At 30.9% G+C, this 18,898-nt stretch carries 16 protein-coding genes; 9 read left to right on the top strand and 7 right to left on the bottom strand.

From position 1 onward, the window contains the following. Positions 1 to 117 precede the first annotated feature (117 nt). Positions 118 to 2,778 (top strand): alanine--tRNA ligase, encoded by a 2,661-nt coding sequence (alaS, locus tag HA148_RS00225; RefSeq protein ID WP_209129152.1) that lies wholly within the window; start codon positions 118 to 120, stop codon positions 2,776 to 2,778. Here alaS and speA read toward each other — a convergent pair. After that, positions 2,763 to 4,709, bottom strand: a complete 1,947-nt coding sequence (speA, locus tag HA148_RS00230; protein WP_209129154.1) for a biosynthetic arginine decarboxylase — start codon at positions 4,707 to 4,709, stop codon at positions 2,763 to 2,765. The genes alaS and speA overlap by 16 nt on opposite strands. 122 nt (positions 4,710 to 4,831) lie before the next feature. Here speA and ndk point away from each other — a divergent pair, with 122 nt between their 5' ends. Beyond that, positions 4,832 to 5,290, top strand: a complete 459-nt coding sequence (ndk, locus tag HA148_RS00235; RefSeq protein ID WP_209129156.1) for a nucleoside-diphosphate kinase — start codon at positions 4,832 to 4,834, stop codon at positions 5,288 to 5,290. Between the two features lie 3 nt (positions 5,291 to 5,293). Here the strand turns inward: ndk and thiO are convergent, their stop codons facing one another. Next, positions 5,294 to 6,403 (bottom strand): glycine oxidase ThiO, encoded by a 1,110-nt coding sequence (gene thiO / locus HA148_RS00240; RefSeq protein ID WP_209129158.1) that lies wholly within the window; start codon positions 6,401 to 6,403, stop codon positions 5,294 to 5,296. Between the two features lie 79 nt (positions 6,404 to 6,482). Between thiO and gatB the strand changes: the two genes are divergently transcribed. Beyond that, positions 6,483 to 7,955: an Asp-tRNA(Asn)/Glu-tRNA(Gln) amidotransferase subunit GatB gene (gatB, locus tag HA148_RS00245; RefSeq protein WP_209129160.1), complete on the top strand. Its 1,473-nt coding sequence runs from the start codon at positions 6,483 to 6,485 to the stop codon at positions 7,953 to 7,955. 3 nt (positions 7,956 to 7,958) lie between these two features. Here gatB and coaE read toward each other — a convergent pair whose 3' ends face one another. Further along, positions 7,959 to 8,576, bottom strand: a complete 618-nt coding sequence (gene coaE, locus HA148_RS00250) for a dephospho-CoA kinase (protein WP_209129162.1) — start codon at positions 8,574 to 8,576, stop codon at positions 7,959 to 7,961. 76 nt (positions 8,577 to 8,652) lie between these two features. Here coaE and argJ point away from each other — a divergent pair, with 76 nt between their 5' ends. Beyond that, the gene (gene argJ, locus HA148_RS00255) at positions 8,653 to 9,891 is read left to right on the top strand and encodes a bifunctional glutamate N-acetyltransferase/amino-acid acetyltransferase ArgJ (protein WP_209129165.1); all 1,239 of its coding nucleotides are present in this window, start codon (positions 8,653 to 8,655) and stop codon (positions 9,889 to 9,891) included. Here the strand turns inward: argJ and HA148_RS00260 are convergent. Together HA148_RS00260 and HA148_RS00265 are read right to left on the bottom strand one after the other, a co-directional pair. After that, on the bottom strand, positions 9,884 to 10,126 hold the full coding sequence (locus HA148_RS00260; protein WP_209129167.1) for a hypothetical protein: 243 nt from the start codon (positions 10,124 to 10,126) through the stop codon (positions 9,884 to 9,886). The genes argJ and HA148_RS00260 overlap by 8 nt on opposite strands. After that, the gene (locus HA148_RS00265; protein ID WP_209129169.1) at positions 10,060 to 10,731 is read right to left on the bottom strand and encodes an AAA family ATPase; all 672 of its coding nucleotides are present in this window, start codon (positions 10,729 to 10,731) and stop codon (positions 10,060 to 10,062) included. Before HA148_RS00265 ends, HA148_RS00260 begins: the two co-directional genes overlap by 67 nt. A gap of 150 nt (positions 10,732 to 10,881) precedes the next feature. Here HA148_RS00265 and HA148_RS00270 point away from each other — a divergent pair, with 150 nt between their 5' ends. Both HA148_RS00270 and HA148_RS00280 read left to right on the top strand, forming a co-directional pair. Then, positions 10,882 to 11,844 carry an aldo/keto reductase gene (locus HA148_RS00270; RefSeq protein ID WP_209129171.1) on the top strand — a complete coding sequence of 321 codons (963 nt, stop codon included), beginning with the start codon at positions 10,882 to 10,884 and terminating at the stop codon, positions 11,842 to 11,844. Between the two features lie 627 nt (positions 11,845 to 12,471). Beyond that, the gene (locus tag HA148_RS00280) at positions 12,472 to 13,596 is read left to right on the top strand and encodes a THUMP domain-containing class I SAM-dependent RNA methyltransferase (RefSeq protein ID WP_209129173.1); all 1,125 of its coding nucleotides are present in this window, start codon (positions 12,472 to 12,474) and stop codon (positions 13,594 to 13,596) included. A gap of 1 nt (position 13,597) precedes the next feature. Here the strand turns inward: HA148_RS00280 and HA148_RS00285 are convergent, their stop codons facing one another. Continuing rightward, on the bottom strand, positions 13,598 to 13,984 hold the full coding sequence (locus tag HA148_RS00285; protein WP_209130219.1) for a phage holin family protein: 387 nt from the start codon (positions 13,982 to 13,984) through the stop codon (positions 13,598 to 13,600). Between the two features lies 1 nt (position 13,985). After that, positions 13,986 to 14,447: a DUF883 C-terminal domain-containing protein gene (locus HA148_RS00290; RefSeq protein WP_209129176.1), complete on the bottom strand. Its 462-nt coding sequence runs from the start codon at positions 14,445 to 14,447 to the stop codon at positions 13,986 to 13,988. Between the two features lie 188 nt (positions 14,448 to 14,635). Between HA148_RS00290 and HA148_RS00295 the strand changes: the two genes are divergently transcribed. From HA148_RS00295 to smc, 3 genes are all read left to right on the top strand, one after another. Next, positions 14,636 to 14,773, top strand: coding sequence for a hypothetical protein (locus HA148_RS00295; RefSeq protein WP_002806908.1), 138 nt, complete (start codon positions 14,636 to 14,638; stop codon positions 14,771 to 14,773). An 82-nt stretch (positions 14,774 to 14,855) separates the two neighbouring features. After that, positions 14,856 to 15,218, top strand: a complete 363-nt coding sequence (locus HA148_RS00300; protein WP_209129179.1) for a hypothetical protein — start codon at positions 14,856 to 14,858, stop codon at positions 15,216 to 15,218. Between the two features lie 76 nt (positions 15,219 to 15,294). After that, positions 15,295 to 18,885, top strand: coding sequence for a chromosome segregation protein SMC (gene smc / locus HA148_RS00305; protein WP_209129181.1), 3,591 nt, complete (start codon positions 15,295 to 15,297; stop codon positions 18,883 to 18,885). Positions 18,886 to 18,898 lie beyond the last annotated feature (13 nt).

Here is an 18,898-nt window from a genome sequence, read left to right on the forward strand (position 1 = left end):
AATAATTAGCTTTATAAATTAACTTTAGTTATATAGAATATAAATTCGCGTGATTATCTTTGCGAAATAACCGAAATTACGCTTTTCTTTAATTTTTAATCTTCTTATTCTGGATAAATGACATCTCAATTAATTAAAAAAATAGTTACTGGAGATGAGATAAGAAATGCTTTTTTAAAATTTTACAGTGAAAAATTACATAAAATCATTCCAAGTGCATCTTTGATTCCAGATGACCCTACGGTTATGCTCACAATTGCTGGAATGCTACCTTTTAAACCAGTTTTTTTAGGTTTAAAAGAAAGACCATCAAAAAGGGCTACATCTAGCCAAAAGTGCATCAGAACAAACGATATAGAAAACGTTGGAGTTACAGCTAGACATCACACTTTTTTTGAAATGCTTGGTAATTTCTCTTTTGGAGATTATTTTAAACGAGAGGCTATTCAATGGGCTTGGGAATTAGTTACTAATATTTATCAACTTTCTGTTGAAAATATAATTGTGAGTGTTTTTCACGAAGACGAAGAGTCTGCAAAAATTTGGAGAGATGAAATTGGTATTCATCCAGATAGGATAGTCAAACTAGGTGAGGAAGATAATTTTTGGTCATCTGGCAAAACAGGTCCATGTGGACCTTGTTCAGAACTTTATTATGATTTTCATCCTGAAAAGGGTCTGCAGAATATTGATCTAGAAGATGGAGATCGTTTTATTGAATTTTATAATCTTGTTTTTATGCAATATAATCGTGATCCTAATGGAAAATTGACAGATCTAAAATGTAAAAATATTGATACAGGAATGGGTCTTGAAAGGATGGCTCAAATACTGCAAAAAAAGCAAAATAATTATGAGACAGATTTAATTTTTCCTATTATTCAAAAAATTTGTGAGATTGCAAATATTGATTATTTTTCTTCAGATGATAAAAACAAAATTTCTTTAAAAATCATTGGTGATCATACAAGAGCTGTTATTCATTTAATTTCTGATGGAGTATCAGCAAGTAATCTTGGTAGGGGATATATATTAAGAAGGCTTATTAGAAGAATGGTCAGACATGGCAGATTATTAGGTATAACAAATGAATTTTTACCTCATATTGCTACTGTCGGAATTAACTTAATGCAAAATAATTATCCTGATTTAAAAAATAATAATGATTTAATTTTGAATGAGATAAAAATTGAAGAAATAAGATTTAGGGAAACTCTTGAAAGAGGAGAGAAATTGCTAGATGATTTAATTTCTTCAGGTCAGAAATTAATTTCTGGTTTTAAAGCTTTTGAACTTTATGATACTTATGGATTTCCTCTAGAACTTACTGTAGAAATTGCTGAAGAACATAGTATCAGTGTTGATGTAAAGGGTTTTGAAAAAGAAATGAATGTACAAAAAGAGAGAGCTAAAGCTGCTTCAAGCAATATTGATTTGACATTAGAGGGATCATTAGAGCGAGAAATAGATCTTTTTAACAAAACTGTTTTTAATGGTTATAAGTCACTCCTTTCGGAAGCTGAAATAAAGGGTATATTCTTGGATTCAACATTAGTTAAGGAAGCATATGAAGGTCAGAAAGTTTTAATTGTTCTTGATCAGACAACTTTTTATGGAGAATCTGGCGGGCAAGTTGGTGATATTGGAACGATATTTTCAAACGATGTTGAGGTCTTGGTTGATAATGTCATGCGAAAGAAAAATGTTTTTTTACATTATGGAACGATCAAAAAAGGAAAATTAACTATTGGACAAAAAGTTAAGACTAATGTTAGCTCCTCTAATAGAGCTAAGGCTGCTGCAAATCATACAGCTACTCATTTATTACAATCTGCACTTAAATCAGTTATTAATGAAAGTGTTGGACAGAAAGGTTCATTAGTAGCCTTTAATAAATTACGATTTGACTTTAATTCCTCTAATCCTATTTCTAAAGATCAAATTTCTAAGATTGAGACTTTAGTTAACTCTTGGATTATGGAAAATCATGCCCTAGAAATAAAAAATATGTCCAAGAGTGAGGCTCTTGAAAAGGGCGCAGTCGCCATGTTTGGAGAAAAATATGATGATGAAGTGCGCGTCGTTAATGTACCAGGAGTTTCAATGGAACTTTGTGGTGGCACACATGTTAAAACTACATCCGAATTAGGTTCTTTCAAAATAATTAGTGAGGAAGGAATCTCAGCTGGAGTCAGAAGAATCGAAGCATTATCAGGCCAATCAGCATTAGACTATTTCAGTGATAGAAATGCATTAGTAAACCAACTAAGTGATTTGTTAAAAGCAAATCCTAATCAACTTTTTGAAAGGGTTAATAATTTGCAAGCAGAGCTTATTAATAAGAATAAAGAGATACAAAAAATGAAAGATGAAATTGCATATTTTAAATGCTCTTCTATAAAATCATCCGCAGAAATAGTAAATTCTTTTTCAATTTTAGTAAATCAGATTGATGGCTTAGATGGGAATTCTTTGCAATCTGCAGCACTTAATTTAACTTCTCATTTAGGAAATAAAGCAATAGTGATTCTTGGGGGAATACCAAATCCAGAAAATAGAAAGTTATTATTTGTAGTTTCTTTAGGTGATGATGTAGTAAAAATAGGATTGCATGCAGGTAAATTAATTAATGAGATTGCAAGAATTTGTTCAGGAGGTGGAGGAGGAAAGCCTAACTTTGCTCAAGCAGGTGCTAAAGATATTGATAAGTTAAGTGATGCTTTAGATTATGCTAAAAATTATTTGCAAAAAACATTAGCTAATCATTCTGATAAATAACTACTTTTTCTGAGACTAATTTCGATTTGATCCATTAATTTCCTTGATTCTTCAATAGTTAATTTTTTTTGATCAATTGCTGATTCAGTATTAATTCTTATAGATTCAACCAAAGAAGCTGAACTGTAATCTAATAATTGTAAAATTTCAGATTTACTGTCCTCTTTAATAATATTTCTGACCTTATATGAATTATCTTGATTTATGTCTATATGAACAATGTTGGTATTGCCAAATAAATTGTGCAAGTTTCCTAATGCTTCTTGATATGCTCCAGTCATAAAAATTCCAATTAGGTAATCTTTATTTTCTTCTGGCTTATGCAAATTTAGTAGTGATTTAATTTTTCCATTATCAATAAAATTGTTTAGTTTCCCATCTGAATCACAAGTTAAATCTGCAAAGTTGCCTTTGCAGAACGGCTCCTCTAAGTGCCTATGTATTGGTACTATTGGAAAAATCTGATTTATTGCCCAGCTATCAGGAATAGATTTAAAGATAGATAAATTTGCATAATAAGTTGATGCAAGAGTTTCTGTAATTTCAGATAAATCAGGGTGATTGATTTCATCATTATTCAGGTTATTAGAAATTTCTTTTGCACAAGCCCAAGTAAGTTCTTCGGCATAAGCTCTTTCTGCCAAACTTAAAAATCCTAATCTAAAAGCAACTAAGCAATCTTCTTTAAACTTTTTTGCATCATTCCATAGTTCAATTATTTGAGATAAATTTATTTTTTTATTTTTAAGTTTTTTTAATTCATAGAAAGTATCAAGTAAATTTGAAATTATTAATTGTTGATTTTTTTTATCAAAAATTTGTAGTTTGGAACTGACATGACTTGTTCCTAAGACATTAAAAATTAGAACTGAACAATGACTAATTATTGCTCTTCCACTTTCTGAGATTATGGTTGGATGCTTGATATTATTTAATTCACATGAATCCTTAATAGTTGCAATTACATCGTTAGCATAATTTTGGAGAGAATAATTAGTAGAAGTGTTGGAGGAGGTTTTAGTTCCATCAAAATCTATTCCTAATCCACCCCCAACGTCGATATATTGCATTGGGGCTCCTAGTTTGCATAGTTCAACATATATTTGACTCGCTTCTTGTAATGCGTCTTTGATCACAGCAATATCACTTATTTGACTGCCTATATGAAAATGGAGCAATTTCATTTCGTTGATAAGATTTGCTTCTTTTAGTTCTTTTATTGTCAACATAATTTCTGGGATTGATAATCCAAATTTGGAATTATCTCCAATAGATTTACCCCACCTACCACTACTTTTACTTGATAACTTTGCTCTAATTCCTATCAATGGAGTCGCGTTAAGTTCTTGAACTGCTTGAATAATTCTTTTTACCTCGTCTCGTTGTTCAATAACTATTATTGGATTTTTGCCGAGTTTTCTGGCCAAAGTAGCAATCTCAATATATTTTTTATCTTTATATCCGTTGCATATTAATAATGAATTTTGGTTTTCAAGAAGTGCAAGGCCAATTAATAGTTCTGATTTACTTCCTACTTCTAAACCAAAATTCCATTGGCTACCAAACTCTATTATCTTTTCTAGGACATTTTTCTGTTGATTACATTTGACAGGAAAAACGCCTTGATAAATGTTCTTATATTTATAGGTTTTTATTGCTTTTAAAAAAGAGTCATGTAATGCATCTATTCGATCTTTCAAGATATCATTAAATCTTATGATTAATGGAGGATTTATTTCTCTACTCTTAAGTTCTTTGACAAGCTTAAAAAGATCAATCTTATTTTCAGATTTTATATCTTTAGTTACTGATATATTTCCTTTGGAATTTATAGAAAAATATTTATCTCCCCATTTGTCTATGTTATAAGTCGAAATACTATCTTCAATAGTCCAAATATTCTTTAATTTTTTCGGCTCAAAATTGGTCAATTTATTTCTTAGTGATTAATAAATGTTTTTGAAAATAACTTAAAACAATATCTTTTATTTTAATGATTACTTGCCAAGTTACCACCCAAAAGTTGAATATACATAGAGTGATTATTAACTAAATGACTAAAGAGAGAACCTTTATTGCAATTAAACCAGATGGAGTTCAAAGAGGATATGTTTCTGAGATTATTGGCAGATTTGAAAAAAAAGGATTTAAATTGGTTGGATTAAAGCAATTAATTCCTTCAAAAGAACTTGCTCAAAATCATTATGGTGTACATAGAGAAAGACCCTTTTTTGGTGATTTAGTAGACTTTATTTCAAGCGGCCCTGTTGTAGCAATGGTGTGGGAAGGCGAAGGAGTTATTTTGAGTGCTAGAAAACTAATAGGTGCAACAAAACCTCTGGAAGCAGAGCCTGGAACAATTAGAGGCGATTTAGCTATTGATATTGGGAGGAATATTATTCATGGTTCTGATGGAGAAGATACAGCAAAATTTGAAATTGATCTATGGTTTAACGAAGAGGAATTATGTCAGTGGGAAACTTCTGATTCGCAATGGCGATCTGAAAATTAAAATTTAAATCGCAAATCTATCTAAACTAAATTTTTCTAAAAAGCTTTTCTCTATTTCTTTGAGATTTTTATTTTGAACTATTTTCAAAAGAAGATCACTCGTTATTGCAGAAAATAAAACTCCATTTCTGTAATGTCCTGTAGCTATATAAAGATTTTCAATTTTTGATTTTCCAATTATTGGTTTTAGATCTGGTGTGCAAGGTCTAAAGCCCCACCAATGTTCCATTTGTGGCCAATTAATAGCTTCTGGCAATAAAGAGCGAATGCCTTCTTGCAGTTGTTTTATTCCATTAGGAGTATTACCTTGATTAAATTTTGAATCTTTTTCAACTGTCGCTCCAACTATAATAAGTCCATCATCACGGGGAACTAGATAAGTTTTTGGACCAAAAATAACCCTTTTCAAAAAATTTGTTGGACCTTGTATTGATAGCATTTGTCCCTTTACAGGAAAGACTGGAATCTTATTAAAAATTTTTTTACTCCACGCACCGCTGCATATAATTGCTTTTTCGCAGTTAATTTTTTTTATTTCCCCAGTGGCACATAAAACTGTTGCACCTGTAATTTTGTTTTTTTCGAATGTCAAATCCTCTACTTCTGATCCCTCTTGAAATTCGACTCCATTCAAGGAGCATGCTCTCTCAAGAGCACGCATCAGTTTTCTTCGGTTATCTATTTGACCATCTTGCTCAAAAAGTAAACCATGTTTCCAAATAGAATTCATTCCATTGATTTCTGTTTGAAGATCTTTGTGATTTAAATATTTTCCATATTCATAAGTGGGAAACTTTTCAAGATCTTCTTTGTTTTTAAAAGGAACTACTATGCCACATTTTTTTAAACCGCATTTAATATTACTATCTTGTTCAATACTTCGTATCCACTTTGGAATTAGATTTTGACTTTCTTGGCCAAATTTTAGTAATTCATCTTCGAGCCCTTCGGCATGAGTAGCTAACATTCCTGCAGCAACAAATCCAGCCGATTCATTTCTGTTTTTGCTTAAAACTAAAACTTTGAAGTTATTTCTAGAAAATTCATAAGCAATAGATAAACCCAAAAGTCCGCCTCCAATTATTAATATTGAATTTTTGGTTTCTTGTGCCATTTAAAAATTAATATTTTTATTTGTGTTTTGGTCCTCTTTTCCTTTATATCCAATAATATTAATAAAGAGACTTTTAATAATGAACAATTTGGAATCTTGGGAAGCTGTGATTGGTTTGGAAACTCATGTACAGCTTAATACGAAAAGTAAAATATTCACATCTGCGTCAACAGCTTTTGGTGATGCACCTAATACCCATATAGATCCTGTAGTTTGTGGGTTGCCAGGAACTCTTCCAGTTCTGAATGAGACCGTTCTTGAGTATGCTGTAAAAACTTCTTTAGCATTAAATTTAAACGTTGCAGAACATTGTAAATTTGATAGAAAACAATATTTTTATCCTGATCTTCCTAAAAATTATCAAATTTCACAATTTGATGAGCCACTAGCTGAAAATGGTTGGTTAGAGGTTGAAATAATTGAAAAGGACAAAGAACCTTATATCAAAAAAATTGGTATAGAAAGGCTACATATGGAAGAAGACGCTGGAAAACTAGTCCATTCAGGAAGTGATAGATTAGCTGGGTCTAAGTATTCTTTAGTTGATTACAATCGTGCCGGAATAGCACTTTGTGAGATTGTAAGTAAACCAGATATTCGATCAGGTAAAGAGGCATCTGAATATGCTTCAGAGATTAGAAGAACAGTTAGATATCTAGGGGTATCAGACGGAAATATGCAAGAGGGTTCATTACGCTGCGATGTCAATATTTCAGTTAGAAAAGGACCTAATGCTCCTTTTGGTACCAAAGTGGAAATAAAAAATATGAATTCATTTTCTGCAATTCAAAAGGCTTGTGATTATGAAATAGCCAGACAAATAGAAGTTTATGAAAATGGAGGAAAAATTTTCCAAGAAACAAGGTTATGGGATGAAGCTAAGCAATTAACGAAAAGTATGAGATTAAAAGAAGGTAGCAGTGACTATAGATATTTTCCTGATCCTGACTTAGGTCCAATTGAAATAACAAAAGCCCAACAAGAAATATGGTTTAAAGAACTACCAGAATTACCTTCAAAGAAAAGATATAAATACATAAGTCAATTTGGGTTGTCTGCATATGATGCAAGGGTAATTTCTGATGAAATAAGCATGGCAAACTTTTTTGAAGAAACAGTAGCAAATGGTGCTGAGGCTAAACTAGCTTCAAATTGGGTAACAAGTGATATTGTGGGCTATTTAAAATCAAACAAACTAAGTTTTAGTGAATTAAAGCTTAGTCCTGCAAATCTTGCTGAAATGATTAACATGATTTCAAAAAATATAATTAGTGGAAAAATTGCAAAAGAAATTTTACCTGAACTTATTCAAAAAAATATTTCCCCGAAAAAATTAGTTGAAGAAAAAGGGTTGGCAATGATATCTGATTCTTCAAGTATTTCACCAATAATTGATGCACTTATAAATGAACATCCAAATGAAGTTCAAGCATTTAAAAATGGCAAAACTAAGTTACTTGGTTTTTTTGTTGGTCAACTTATGAAAAGAACAAAAGGTAAAGCTGACCCTAAACTCGCAAATAAACTTCTTATGGAAAAATTAAATAGCTAAAGCTTAAAGAAGCTCTTTTATCGTATTGATCCATTTATTTTGATCATCCGAATTCTCTAAAATAATATCTGAGAGTTTTCTTTTTTCTTCAAAACTTAATTGAAAATTTATCAATTCATATGCTTCTTTTTCGCTAATTTTATCTCTTGTGATAAGTCTGTTTTTTTGTATTTCTTTAGGACATTTAACTAACCATATTTCAGTGCAAATATCTTCAAATTTTGCTTCAAACAATAATGGAATAACCAATATTATAGTTTGATTATTTCTGTATTGACTGCATTCTTTTATCATTCTTTCTTTAATTAAGGGGTGAAGTAGTTTTTCAATCCATTCCTTGCTTGCTGAATGTTTAAAAATAATGTTCCTTAAAAGTTTTCTGTCTATTTCCCTTGCTGAATTACTTTTATTATCAATAATTTTATTTCCAAAATAATCTAAAATTTTCTTATATCCATATGTGTTTGGTTTGATTAATTCTCTTGAAAAATGATCTGCATCTAATATTGGTATGTTTTTATGTTTTCTTATGTAATTAGTTATGGTTGTCTTCCCACTTGCAATACCTCCTGTTAAACCAATCCTTCTTTGGTTGTTTTTTAATTTTTGAAGAATATCCATATAATTAATAATAATCTAATTACTTAGTTTCTTTAGTATTAAAGAGTAGTTAGTATGAATTAAAATACCAAAAAGTTTGAGCCAGTTAGATTCCAATTGGTCGTTTGCTGATGACAGTAAGGTAACACCCAAGGGGTTTCTTTTTGCTGGGATATCTGCTGGTTTAAAAGCTTCTAATAAAAAAGATTTAGCACTAATACTCGCTCCAGAAGGAAGTATTTTTAGTGGGATGTTTACTCAATCAATAGTTCGAGCTTCTTGTGTGGATATTTGTGAGCAAAGGATTAAAACAACTTCAGGTTTTGGAAGAGCAATACTAATTAATTCTGGTCAAGCAAATGCATGTACAGGAAATCTTGGTATTCAACATTTTCAAATTGCTACAGGAAAGATTGCGGAACTTTTAGGAATAAAAGAAGAAGAAGTTTTAATGTGCTCAACTGGTGTAATTGGTGTTCCAATACAAATAAATGATTTAGTAAAAAATTTACCGAATTTAGTTAGTGATTTAAAAAGTATTAATTTTAAAAATGCAGCAGAAGCAATTTTAACTACTGATTTGACTTTGAAAAAAGTGTCAATAGAGACGATTATTCAAGGTAGAAAAATAAAAATAGCAGGATTTGCAAAAGGTTCAGGAATGATTTACCCCAACATGGCTACAATGCTTGCTTTTCTAACCTGTGATGCGGGTATTCAAAAAGAAGAATGGGACAAAATGATTGCTATTGCGGTTCAAAAATCTTTTAATGCAATATCAGTTGATGGAGAGACAAGCACAAATGATTCTTTTGTTGGAATAAATGCAGGAGAGAAAATTGAAAAAAGGTTTTTTCCAATTATCCAACAAGGGATTGATATTGTATGTCAGAACTTGGCAAAAAATATTGCAAGGGATGGAGAGGGAGCAAATTGTTTATTAGAAGTTTTGGTTCAAGGAGCAAAAAATACAGATGATGCAATTATGCTCGCGAAATCTATTTGTAATTCTGCCTTGGTAAAAACTGCGATACATGGTTGTGATCCAAATTGGGGACGAATCATTTCTGCTGCAGGTAATTCTGGAGTTAAATTTAGTTTAAATGAGGTTGACTTGTATATAGGAAACGCCCACATTTTGGAAAAAGGCAAGTTAAATAAATATGATCCACAAAAAGTCACAGACTATATTAAGTCCAGAATGAAAGGTAGATATTTGGTAGATGATATTGTAAAAATTATGATTAATCTAAATTCTGGCGAATCGAAAGGCACAGCTTGGGGGTGCGATCTTTCTAAAAAATATGTTGAAATAAATAGCGAATATACTACTTAAGTTTTAGTAAATCTAATGGTAGATATTCATTCATATAAAGAAACAGTATTGTTAAAGTTCCAATTACAGAGCCTAAAAAACCTCCAAAAAAATTAACTAATAATCCAGATTGTCTAATTATTGCTTCTTCGTTTTTTTCTTCTTCAAAATTAGGAGAATCAACTACTTTTAAGCGCTTATTTGTTGTTGGTTGTTTAAGTTGTTGGTGTCGGATGAGGGCTTCGAAATCAGGCATGGAATTTGTGAGGCAATTGAACAATAAGCAGACCAGCCCGTCATTCGACGAGGATCTGATCTACCTAAATCGTCTACAGCTTCAAATACAGCATTCCCCGAGGCTTCTGCTTTATCAAATGCTGAAAGCAAGGGTATAAATGTATCAAAAACATATAAACCAAAATTTTCTAGAGCTGCTTTGGCTTGTTGCGCTGCTTTTTGCTGTCTAAAATCAACTTTTACTATTACTACAGCATGGTTAACTTTTAAGTTGCTTAATAAATTAGCTAGTTCAACAGTTAATTCTACTGATCTTGCTTTTGCAGTTGTAGGTAAGATAACTAAATCTGAACCATACGCCAAGTGTTTAAGTTCTTCTTGATCACTGCTAGCCTGGCCATCAGTTATTACAATCTCTGATGATCTTGATGCTTTAGCAGCTGAACTGACGGGGAAAACTGGAAATGAAAGATTGCCTCTTGATGCGTATGCTAAAGCAGATCTATTCTTGTCGGCATCGACTATGCAAACTTTTTTACCTTCAGAATGCCAAACACTAGCAAGGTGAATACTTGTACAGGTCTTGGCTACCCCCCCTTTTTGTCCGCAAACGGTAATGAACAATTTTTTATTTTTATTTCTCTTACTTTGGAGAATAATTTCCTAATGTCAAGAGAAATTGATTTTTAATGCTTTAAAACTTATTTTTTGAAATATTTTAAAGAAGTTAATATTTTTAGATAACCTAATAAAGTTCTTTATTTAAATTTGCTAGTGAAGAAAAGAATTGGATTAGGTACGTGGTCTTGGGGGAATAAGCTTTTCTGGAATTACCAATCTACAAATGACGATGATTTACGTGAGACATTTAATGAAGCGTTACGAAGGGGATTCGATCTAATTGATACCGCAGATTCTTACGGTACTGGGAATCTTCAGGGTAGAAGTGAATTGTTGATTGGAAAATTTTTACTAAATACTCCTTCAGCAAAGAAAAAACGAATTCAAGTAGCAACCAAACTTGCACCTTATCCCTGGAGAATAGGAAACAGAGGTTTGAATAAACCTTTTTTGAAAAGTTTAGAGAGACTTAATAACAAATTAGATGTAGTGCAATTACATTGGTCAACTGCAAAATACAATCCTTGGCAGGAATTAGGGCTGTTGAATAATCTTTGTGATTTAAAAGATGAAGGCTTTGATTTTCAAATAGGCTTATCAAATATAGGCCCTAAAAGGTTGATGAAATTAATTAATTTCCTAGCAAAAAGAGATCAGAGCCTAAAAAGTGTTCAAATACAGTTTTCTTTGCTTGCCCCCGATTTAGGAAAACAATATCAGGTAAAAAAGATTTGCGACGAAAATAATATTGATTTCTTTGCTTATAGTCCTTTGTCTTTTGGAATACTTTGTATTGATCCAGATAAAGAACAGAATAAAGAAAAAAGTTTTATTCGCAGTGCATTATTTGAAAACTATAAAAAACCAACATATGAATTGCGGAGGTGTTTAAAAAGAATTGCAAATCAAAGATCAGTTTCCCAAGCGCAAGTAGCAATTAATTGGTGTTGTTATCAAGGAGCTATTCCGCTCGTTGGAATGCGAAAAAAATCTCAAGTTATAGATGTATCGAATGTATTCAAGTGGAATTTAAATAAAAGTGAATTTAAAGTACTTCAGGAATTGTCAAAAAAATGTTTAAAAAAAATGCCAAAAAATCCTTTTTCAAGCATTTAATTAAATTTTTAGCTAGATATTTTCTTATTTTTTTTTATTTGAAAACCACTATTCCATAGTTCATTGGGAAATTTTTCGCCAGTGAATCTAATAACTTTTGGTTTGAGATTTATTATCAGGTCATTCAGTTTTTTATTAGATTCCATTTTGCAAGATTCGATTTTTTAATAAGATAAATTAATTTAAAACTTATCTTCTCAGTATTTATACTTATAAAATTAAAAAAATTCTTTTTAATACAAGCATTTGCAGCAATATTTACAAACTAATAAATTATCTATTACAACTTCTTGGTTATCTAAAAAAGTGGAGTCCTTCCAGACTCCTCGTATCATTTGGTTGATAAGGCTGATATAACCCCATCTCCTTTAGGATCAAGCGGCAACTGGTGCTGTTTGACGGGAGAAACTAACGATTTTGTTAGCATTTGTGTTTTTGCTCTAACCGAGCCGGCTTCAGTCACCTTCCTTATGCCCCGTCGAAACCATTACAACCCCAAATAGTGGAGTTGAGCGGAATCGAACCGCTGTCCGAAACATCGGTTGAGATCACCTAGTCCAATTGGACATTTATATTCTGACAGGCAAAATGGTTATTGAATAGTTTTTTTACTAAGTTTTATCTTATATGAATGTAGTGGCATCATCTCCGGAGGGACTAGAGAAATCTTTAGCAGAAGAAATTTCAAATTTAGGCGGCTTTAATATTAATACTTATAAAAGATTTATTAATTTTGAATGTGATTTTGAAACTTTTTATAGAGTTCATTTCTATTCCAGATTAGCTTTTCGTTTTTATAGAGAAATTGCAAGTTTTAATTGCTATGACAAGCAATCTTTATATGCGGGGGTAAGAGATTCATTTGATTGGTTAAATTGGTTGCACTTTGATAAAACGTTTAATGTTCAAGTAACTGGGAGAACATCTTCTTTAAGTCATACTCATTTCACAGCTCTTGAAGTAAAAAATTCTATCACTGATTTGCAACAGGCAGTTTGGAATAAAAGATCAAATATTTCTCTAGATAATCCTGATTTGATAATTCATCTGCATTTAAATAATAATAAAGCAATTCTCAGTCTTCAAAGCAGCGTAGAAAGCTTACACAAAAGAGGCTATAGACCCGCAATTGGAAATGCTCCATTAAAAGAAAATTTAGCTTCTGGATTGATAAATATGACTCAATGGAATGGCAAAGTTCCATTAATAGATTTTATGTGTGGTTCGGGTACTTTTTTAATTGAGGCAGTCAACCAATTCCTTGGAGTTCCCATAAATATTGATCAGGTATATCTTTTTGAAAATTGGTTAGACTTTAGGCAAGATATTTATCTTAATGAAAAAAATAAGGCAAAAAATAAAATTATAAATTATGAAAAATTGCCAACAATAATAGGGTGTGAAATTAATAAAAAGGTCTTTGAGCAGGCGAATCTAAACATATCCTTAGCTGGACTCGAGAATTATATTGAGCTTATCAATAAAGATTTTTTAGAACTCCAATTAAGTTGCACACCTGGGATCATCATATGTAATCCTCCTTACGGCAAAAAATTAGGCGATGAAAATGAATTGATTAGTTTATATGAACAAATGGGAATCTTTCTAAAGAACAATTTTTCAGCTTGGGAATTTTGGCTCCTAAGTGGAAATCCAAAACTAACAAAATATTTGAAAATGAAATCTTCATTGAAAATTCCTGTTAGTAATGGCGGGATAGATTGTAGATGGATAAAGTATTTAATTAGGTAAATTATTTTTTGCCTAAAACGGCCTTTGTTGTCTTGCCTAAACCTTCTAATGTTTGAGGAAGATATGGTCCTTTGGCTAATTTTCCTCCAAGCTTCAAACTTAGGCCTGCAAGAAATAAATCGATAAATATTATGAGTAATAAATTATATTCAATAATCCAGTTATTATATTTCGCTAGAAAAAGATAAAAAATAATATGGATGAAAATTAGTACTAATAATAATAATATGCTGCCAATTGCTAAAAATATTCCACCACTAATTAATCTTCTTTTTTCTCTATCTACTTCTTGAAGAGCTATTCTGACATGCAAATCCATCACTGAACTTGCGATGGCTGAAATTCTGGAGGCTGTATTTGCAAAGTTTTTATTTTTTGGTTTTTCCATATTATTTTCTGCCACTGTTTAGGAGACTTCCTATTAGTAAACCAATACCAGCTGCAATAGCAATAGATAATAGTGGTTTTTTTCTTATTGGACTTTCTATTTTTGGTCTAAGTGTATTGTTAAGCTCTTCTAATAATTCTTCTAATTGACTTTCAATAGGCTCAATTTTTTCTGATATTTCCCAATTTTTTTCTCTTATTGAATCAATGATTTCAAATAATTGGCTTTTTATTCCAATTGCTGAGGTTCCACTATGGCTAGCTATTACTTCAACTAAATCATCAATACTCCCTTTTGTGGCTTCAAGGGTTTGTTGTGCAATGTTAGGCCATTTTTCTTTTATTAAAGGTATTAAACTGTCAATTTTTTCAAGTAACCATTTTTCCAAGATAACTTCTTTTTCAGGAAGATCAGATTTATCTTCTTTTTCTTCTACTTCTTTGGGAGGATGGTAAGTCTCCATTATTCAAACTTATTTATTTTAAGATTAGACCCTATTTTCTTAATTTGAAACCCTTATCTAAAGAATTGTGCGATTTATATAGAATAAAAACATATAAAAGTTTATTTACATTTTATTCATCTACTCTGTTCTGTAAGAAGGTTTTGTTAAGCTATTACTGAATTTATTAAATGAGTTTAAATTTCATCATGGATATTACATTTGCATCATTAATTTTTGCATCTCGCACAATCCCTACAGATTTTGGATTAGTAGCTGCAGCTATCGCTGGGGCTGGAAGTTTGTTATTTATTGCTTTAAGATTTGTTCCTGATGCAAGTAATTAAATAATAGGAAACATCTCTTAGAAAATATATCTTTACTCAACTTTGTTTTGAAAATAGATTCGTTTTATTTATCAACTAGATAATGAATAAATGGGTTTTGCTTGAACATAAAGTTTATTCTGCTAAAGCTATAGATATTCATTATGATTTTCTTGTTGAAAATGGGATAGATTGTTTAACTTGGAAATTTTTAAAACTACCTTTATTAAATCAAGCTTCTATAGAAATTTCTAAGCAGCCAAATCATAGACTTTTATGGCTGTCCAGGATAGAACATGAACTTTCTGATAATAGAGGGTTTGTAAAAAGAATTGATCATGGAATATTTAAAAATGTTTCTGATAAATTGGACTCTGAATATTATCGATTCATTTTGGATGGTGAACTTCTTTCTGGTTTGTTTGAAATTTCGGGTAATTCTTGTAGATTGAGCAAAAATTATTAATATTCATTTATAAATAAACGTAATATTTCTATTGAGAATTTTTGCAAATTAGTTATTCTTATTTAGCTATTGAGACTTGAGATTGGTACATATCAATCAGGTCGAGTTTGAAAATTTTAAATCTTTTGGGGGAAATGTAAAAATTCCTCTTGAAGAAGGTTTCACGGTGGTTACAGGCCCTAACGGCTCTGGGAAAAGTAATATTTTAGATGGAATTTTATTCTGTTTAGGTCTAGCTAATAGTAGAGGGATGAGGGCTGAAAGATTACCAGATCTAATAAATAACTCCAAAGTTAAAGAGGGTAAGTCATCAGAAACATCTGTATCAGTAAAATTTAATATTCAAGATTGGTCTCCCAGAGAGGATCTTCCGCCTTTGGAACTAGAAGAAGAAGAAATTTCCCTTAATAAAGGTCAAAAAGAATGGGTAGTTTCTAGAAAATTAAGGCTTATGCCAGGTGGTTCTTATGCTTCTACTTATACTTCTGATGGCAAACAATGTACCTTGCAACAAATACAGAGAATATTAAGAGATATTAGTGTTGATCCTGAGGGCAGCAATGTTGTTATGCAGGGCGATGTAACAAGAATAGTATCAATGAATAATAAGGAGAGGAGAAATCTTATTGATGAATTAGCAGGAGTCGCACTTTTTGACACAAGAATAGAACAAACTAATGCAAAATTAAATGACGTTTTCGAAAGACAAGAAAGATGTGAAATTTTAGAAAATGAATTGCAATCTAGTAAAAATAAGCTTGAAAAAGAATGTGAAAAAGCAAAGCGATATAAAGAGTTCAAGGCAAAACTATTACAAATAACGGAATTAGAGAAAGTTCTTATTTTTGAAAAACAAGTTAAACATGTTGAATCTTTAGAAAGAAAAGAAAGTGAAATTGAAAAAAATAAAATTTTATTTAATAAACAAAAAGAATCTACTAGTAAAGAAATATTAGTCTTAGAAGATGCTTTGAAAATACTTGTTGACGAGCTTAAGGAGAAAGGCGAGGATAAATTGATTAAAGTGAATTCTGATATTGGAAGTATTAATTCTAGGTTGAGAGAACTTGATAGGATATCAAGTCTGAATAAAGAAGAAGGTATTAAATTACAAAAGCAGAGAGATGAAATTGCAATTTCTAAAAGAAATATTGAGTCAGAAAAGATGAGAAAAGAAAATTTTGATGATAATTTTTTAAATCAATTGAACTTGCAAATTGATGATCTCACTTCAAAACACAAACTATCCAGAAAAAAACTTTCTGATGCGGCAGGAGAATCTGGAGAATTCTCAAAACAAAGTATCAAATTAAATACTGAGCTTGAAAGTATAAAAAATCAAATTAATCCTTTGGAAATAAAAAAAAGGAAAATTGAAGAAGAAACTATCCAAAATAATATACAAAAAGATGAGATATTGTCACAGATCGAATGCTTAGACTTAGAAAAGCAGAAACTTTTTCAGGGAAATCAAAGCAAAAAAGAGACATCCGATACACAGAATAAAAACTTGGCAAGTAACAGCGCAGAAATTAATTCTTTAGAAAATGAAATCGATTTATTAATTAAAACTAAATCAAGGCTAAATAACGAGCAATTAAGGCTTGAAAAGGATTTATCTAGATTCGAAAGCAGGAAGGAAGCTTTAAACGAATCTAGAGGTTCATATGCCCTCAGAATTCTCTTAGAGGCAGGGTTAGAGGGTATACATGGTTATGTAGCTCAACTTGGAGAGGTCAGTGAGAAAAATAGATATGCATTAGAAATTGCTGCTGGAAATAGGTTAGGACAAATTGTTGTTGATAATGATCATATTGCTGCTAAAGCAATTGAAATTCTTAAAAAGAAGAAAGCAGGAAGATTAACTTTTCTACCTTTAAATAGAATTAAAAGTCAAAAAAAGAATTATGCAATTTCAAGATTTGAAAATAACAGGGAGAATGGATTTATTGATAAAGCTATTAATCTAATTACTTTTGATGAAGTCTATTCAGATGTTTTTCGATATGTTTTTGGCGATACTTTGGTTTTTTCAGACTTATCCTCAGCTAGGTTATCTACACAAAAAAATAGGTTGGTTACCTTAAGTGGTGAATTATTAGAAGCAAGTGGAGCTATTACAGGAGGTAGCAAGTTAAATAAAGATTTGGCTTATAAGTTTGGAATTAATAATGATATTGATGATTCTAGTCCTATAAAAGAAAGATTATTAATTATCGAAGAAGCTTTAAAAGAGTCAAATAATGATTTGATAATAAAAAATAATAGACTTAGTAAATTAAATTCTAACCGCAGTCAAATTATTGAGGATTGTGCCTCGTATAATAAAGAAATTGAAGTAAATCAAGATTCTCTTAAAGTTGTCTCGCAAAGAATTGAGGATTGTAAATCGAGATTAGATAAACTTGATACTGCTAATAATTTATTAGTTAACGAGTTAGGTCATTTAAAAAATGAATTGAAGCCTTATCACGATAAGTTTTATCAACTACAAACCATTCAAAAGGCAAATTATGAAAAAAATCAAAAATCATCATTAATAGCTTTTAATGACGATTTTAATAATCTTGATAAAAAACTTGAATTACTTACTAAGGAGAGAAATACATTACTAGATAAAAAGAATCAATTTGCTTTAGATAAAGAGCGTATCAATAATTCATTAAAAATTACTTTACTACAAGAAAAAAACTTGCAGGAATCTATTAAACAACTTGCAACTGCTCACAGTGAATGGATAGAAAAAAGAGATGAATTTAAAAAAGAGCTTTTAGATCTCGATAATCAAAAAAATTCTCTAGAGAGGGATTTAGGATTATTGAGAAGGAAAAGAGATGAATTAAACTCTTCAATTTCAAATAAAAGGCAAGAATATAATAACTATCTTTTGAAGCTTGAATATCTTGAGAGGGATATGCATTCTCTTACTGAAGAAATGAGGAGCGAGAAAATAAAATTAGAAATTTATAAAAAAGATCTACCTAATCCATCCCCGCAGTTTGGAGAATATGAAGGGAAGAGTCTTGAATCTCTGCAATCAGAAATTTCGATCATAAATGCAAAACTAGAAAGCTTAGAACCTGTTAATATGTTGGCTCTTGATGAACTAGAAGAATTAATTGAGAGATTAAATGGTTTGCGAGAAAAATTAGAAATTCTATCTAATGAAAGATCTGAATTATTGCTGAGAATAGAAACCGTATCTACGATGCGTCAGGAGGCTTTTATGCAAGCATTTACAGAAGTTGATAAACATTTTAGAGAAATTTTTGCAAATTTATCTGATGGAGATGGATTCCTTCAACTTGAAAATCCTAATTCTCCTTTAGAAGGAGGATTAACTTTAGTGGCTCATCCTAAGGGAAAAAATGTCCGAAGATTAGCATCTATGTCAGGTGGTGAAAAATCGTTAACCGCTTTAAGTTTTTTATTTGCTTTGCAAAAGTATAAACCTTCACCTTTTTATGCATTAGATGAGGTTGATAGTTTTTTAGATGGTATTAATGTTGAAAGGTTGTCAAAACTAATATCGAATCAGTCATCAAATGCTCAATTTATAGTCGTCAGTCATAGAAGGCCTATGATTAGTGCGTCTGAACGAACAATTGGGGTTGCGCAAGCAAGAGGGGCTAATACTCAAGTTCTTGGGTTACCAAATGCTGCATAAACACACTTTTTTA

This window comes from Prochlorococcus marinus XMU1405 (assembly GCF_017696275.1).
Classification (GTDB): domain Bacteria; phylum Cyanobacteriota; class Cyanobacteriia; order PCC-6307; family Cyanobiaceae; genus Prochlorococcus_A; species Prochlorococcus_A marinus_AB.

Coding starts and splice junctions, on each gene's coding strand:
- HA148_RS00260 (WP_209129167.1), bottom strand. CDS start 10,126: ATGCCTGATTTCGAAGCCCTCATCCGACACCAACAACTTAAACAACCA.
- coaE (WP_209129162.1), bottom strand. CDS start 8,576: ATGGATATTCTTCAAAAATTAAAAAACAACCAAAGAAGGATTGGTTTA.
- ndk (WP_209129156.1), top strand. CDS start 4,832: ATGACTAAAGAGAGAACCTTTATTGCAATTAAACCAGATGGAGTTCAA.
- HA148_RS00300 (WP_209129179.1), top strand. CDS start 14,856: ATGAATAAATGGGTTTTGCTTGAACATAAAGTTTATTCTGCTAAAGCT.
- thiO (WP_209129158.1), bottom strand. CDS start 6,403: ATGGCACAAGAAACCAAAAATTCAATATTAATAATTGGAGGCGGACTT.
- HA148_RS00295 (WP_002806908.1), top strand. CDS start 14,636: ATGGATATTACATTTGCATCATTAATTTTTGCATCTCGCACAATCCCT.
- HA148_RS00290 (WP_209129176.1), bottom strand. CDS start 14,447: ATGGAGACTTACCATCCTCCCAAAGAAGTAGAAGAAAAAGAAGATAAA.
- alaS (WP_209129152.1), top strand. CDS start 118: ATGACATCTCAATTAATTAAAAAAATAGTTACTGGAGATGAGATAAGA.
- HA148_RS00280 (WP_209129173.1), top strand. CDS start 12,472: ATGAATGTAGTGGCATCATCTCCGGAGGGACTAGAGAAATCTTTAGCA.
- HA148_RS00285 (WP_209130219.1), bottom strand. CDS start 13,984: ATGGAAAAACCAAAAAATAAAAACTTTGCAAATACAGCCTCCAGAATT.
- gatB (WP_209129160.1), top strand. CDS start 6,483: ATGAACAATTTGGAATCTTGGGAAGCTGTGATTGGTTTGGAAACTCAT.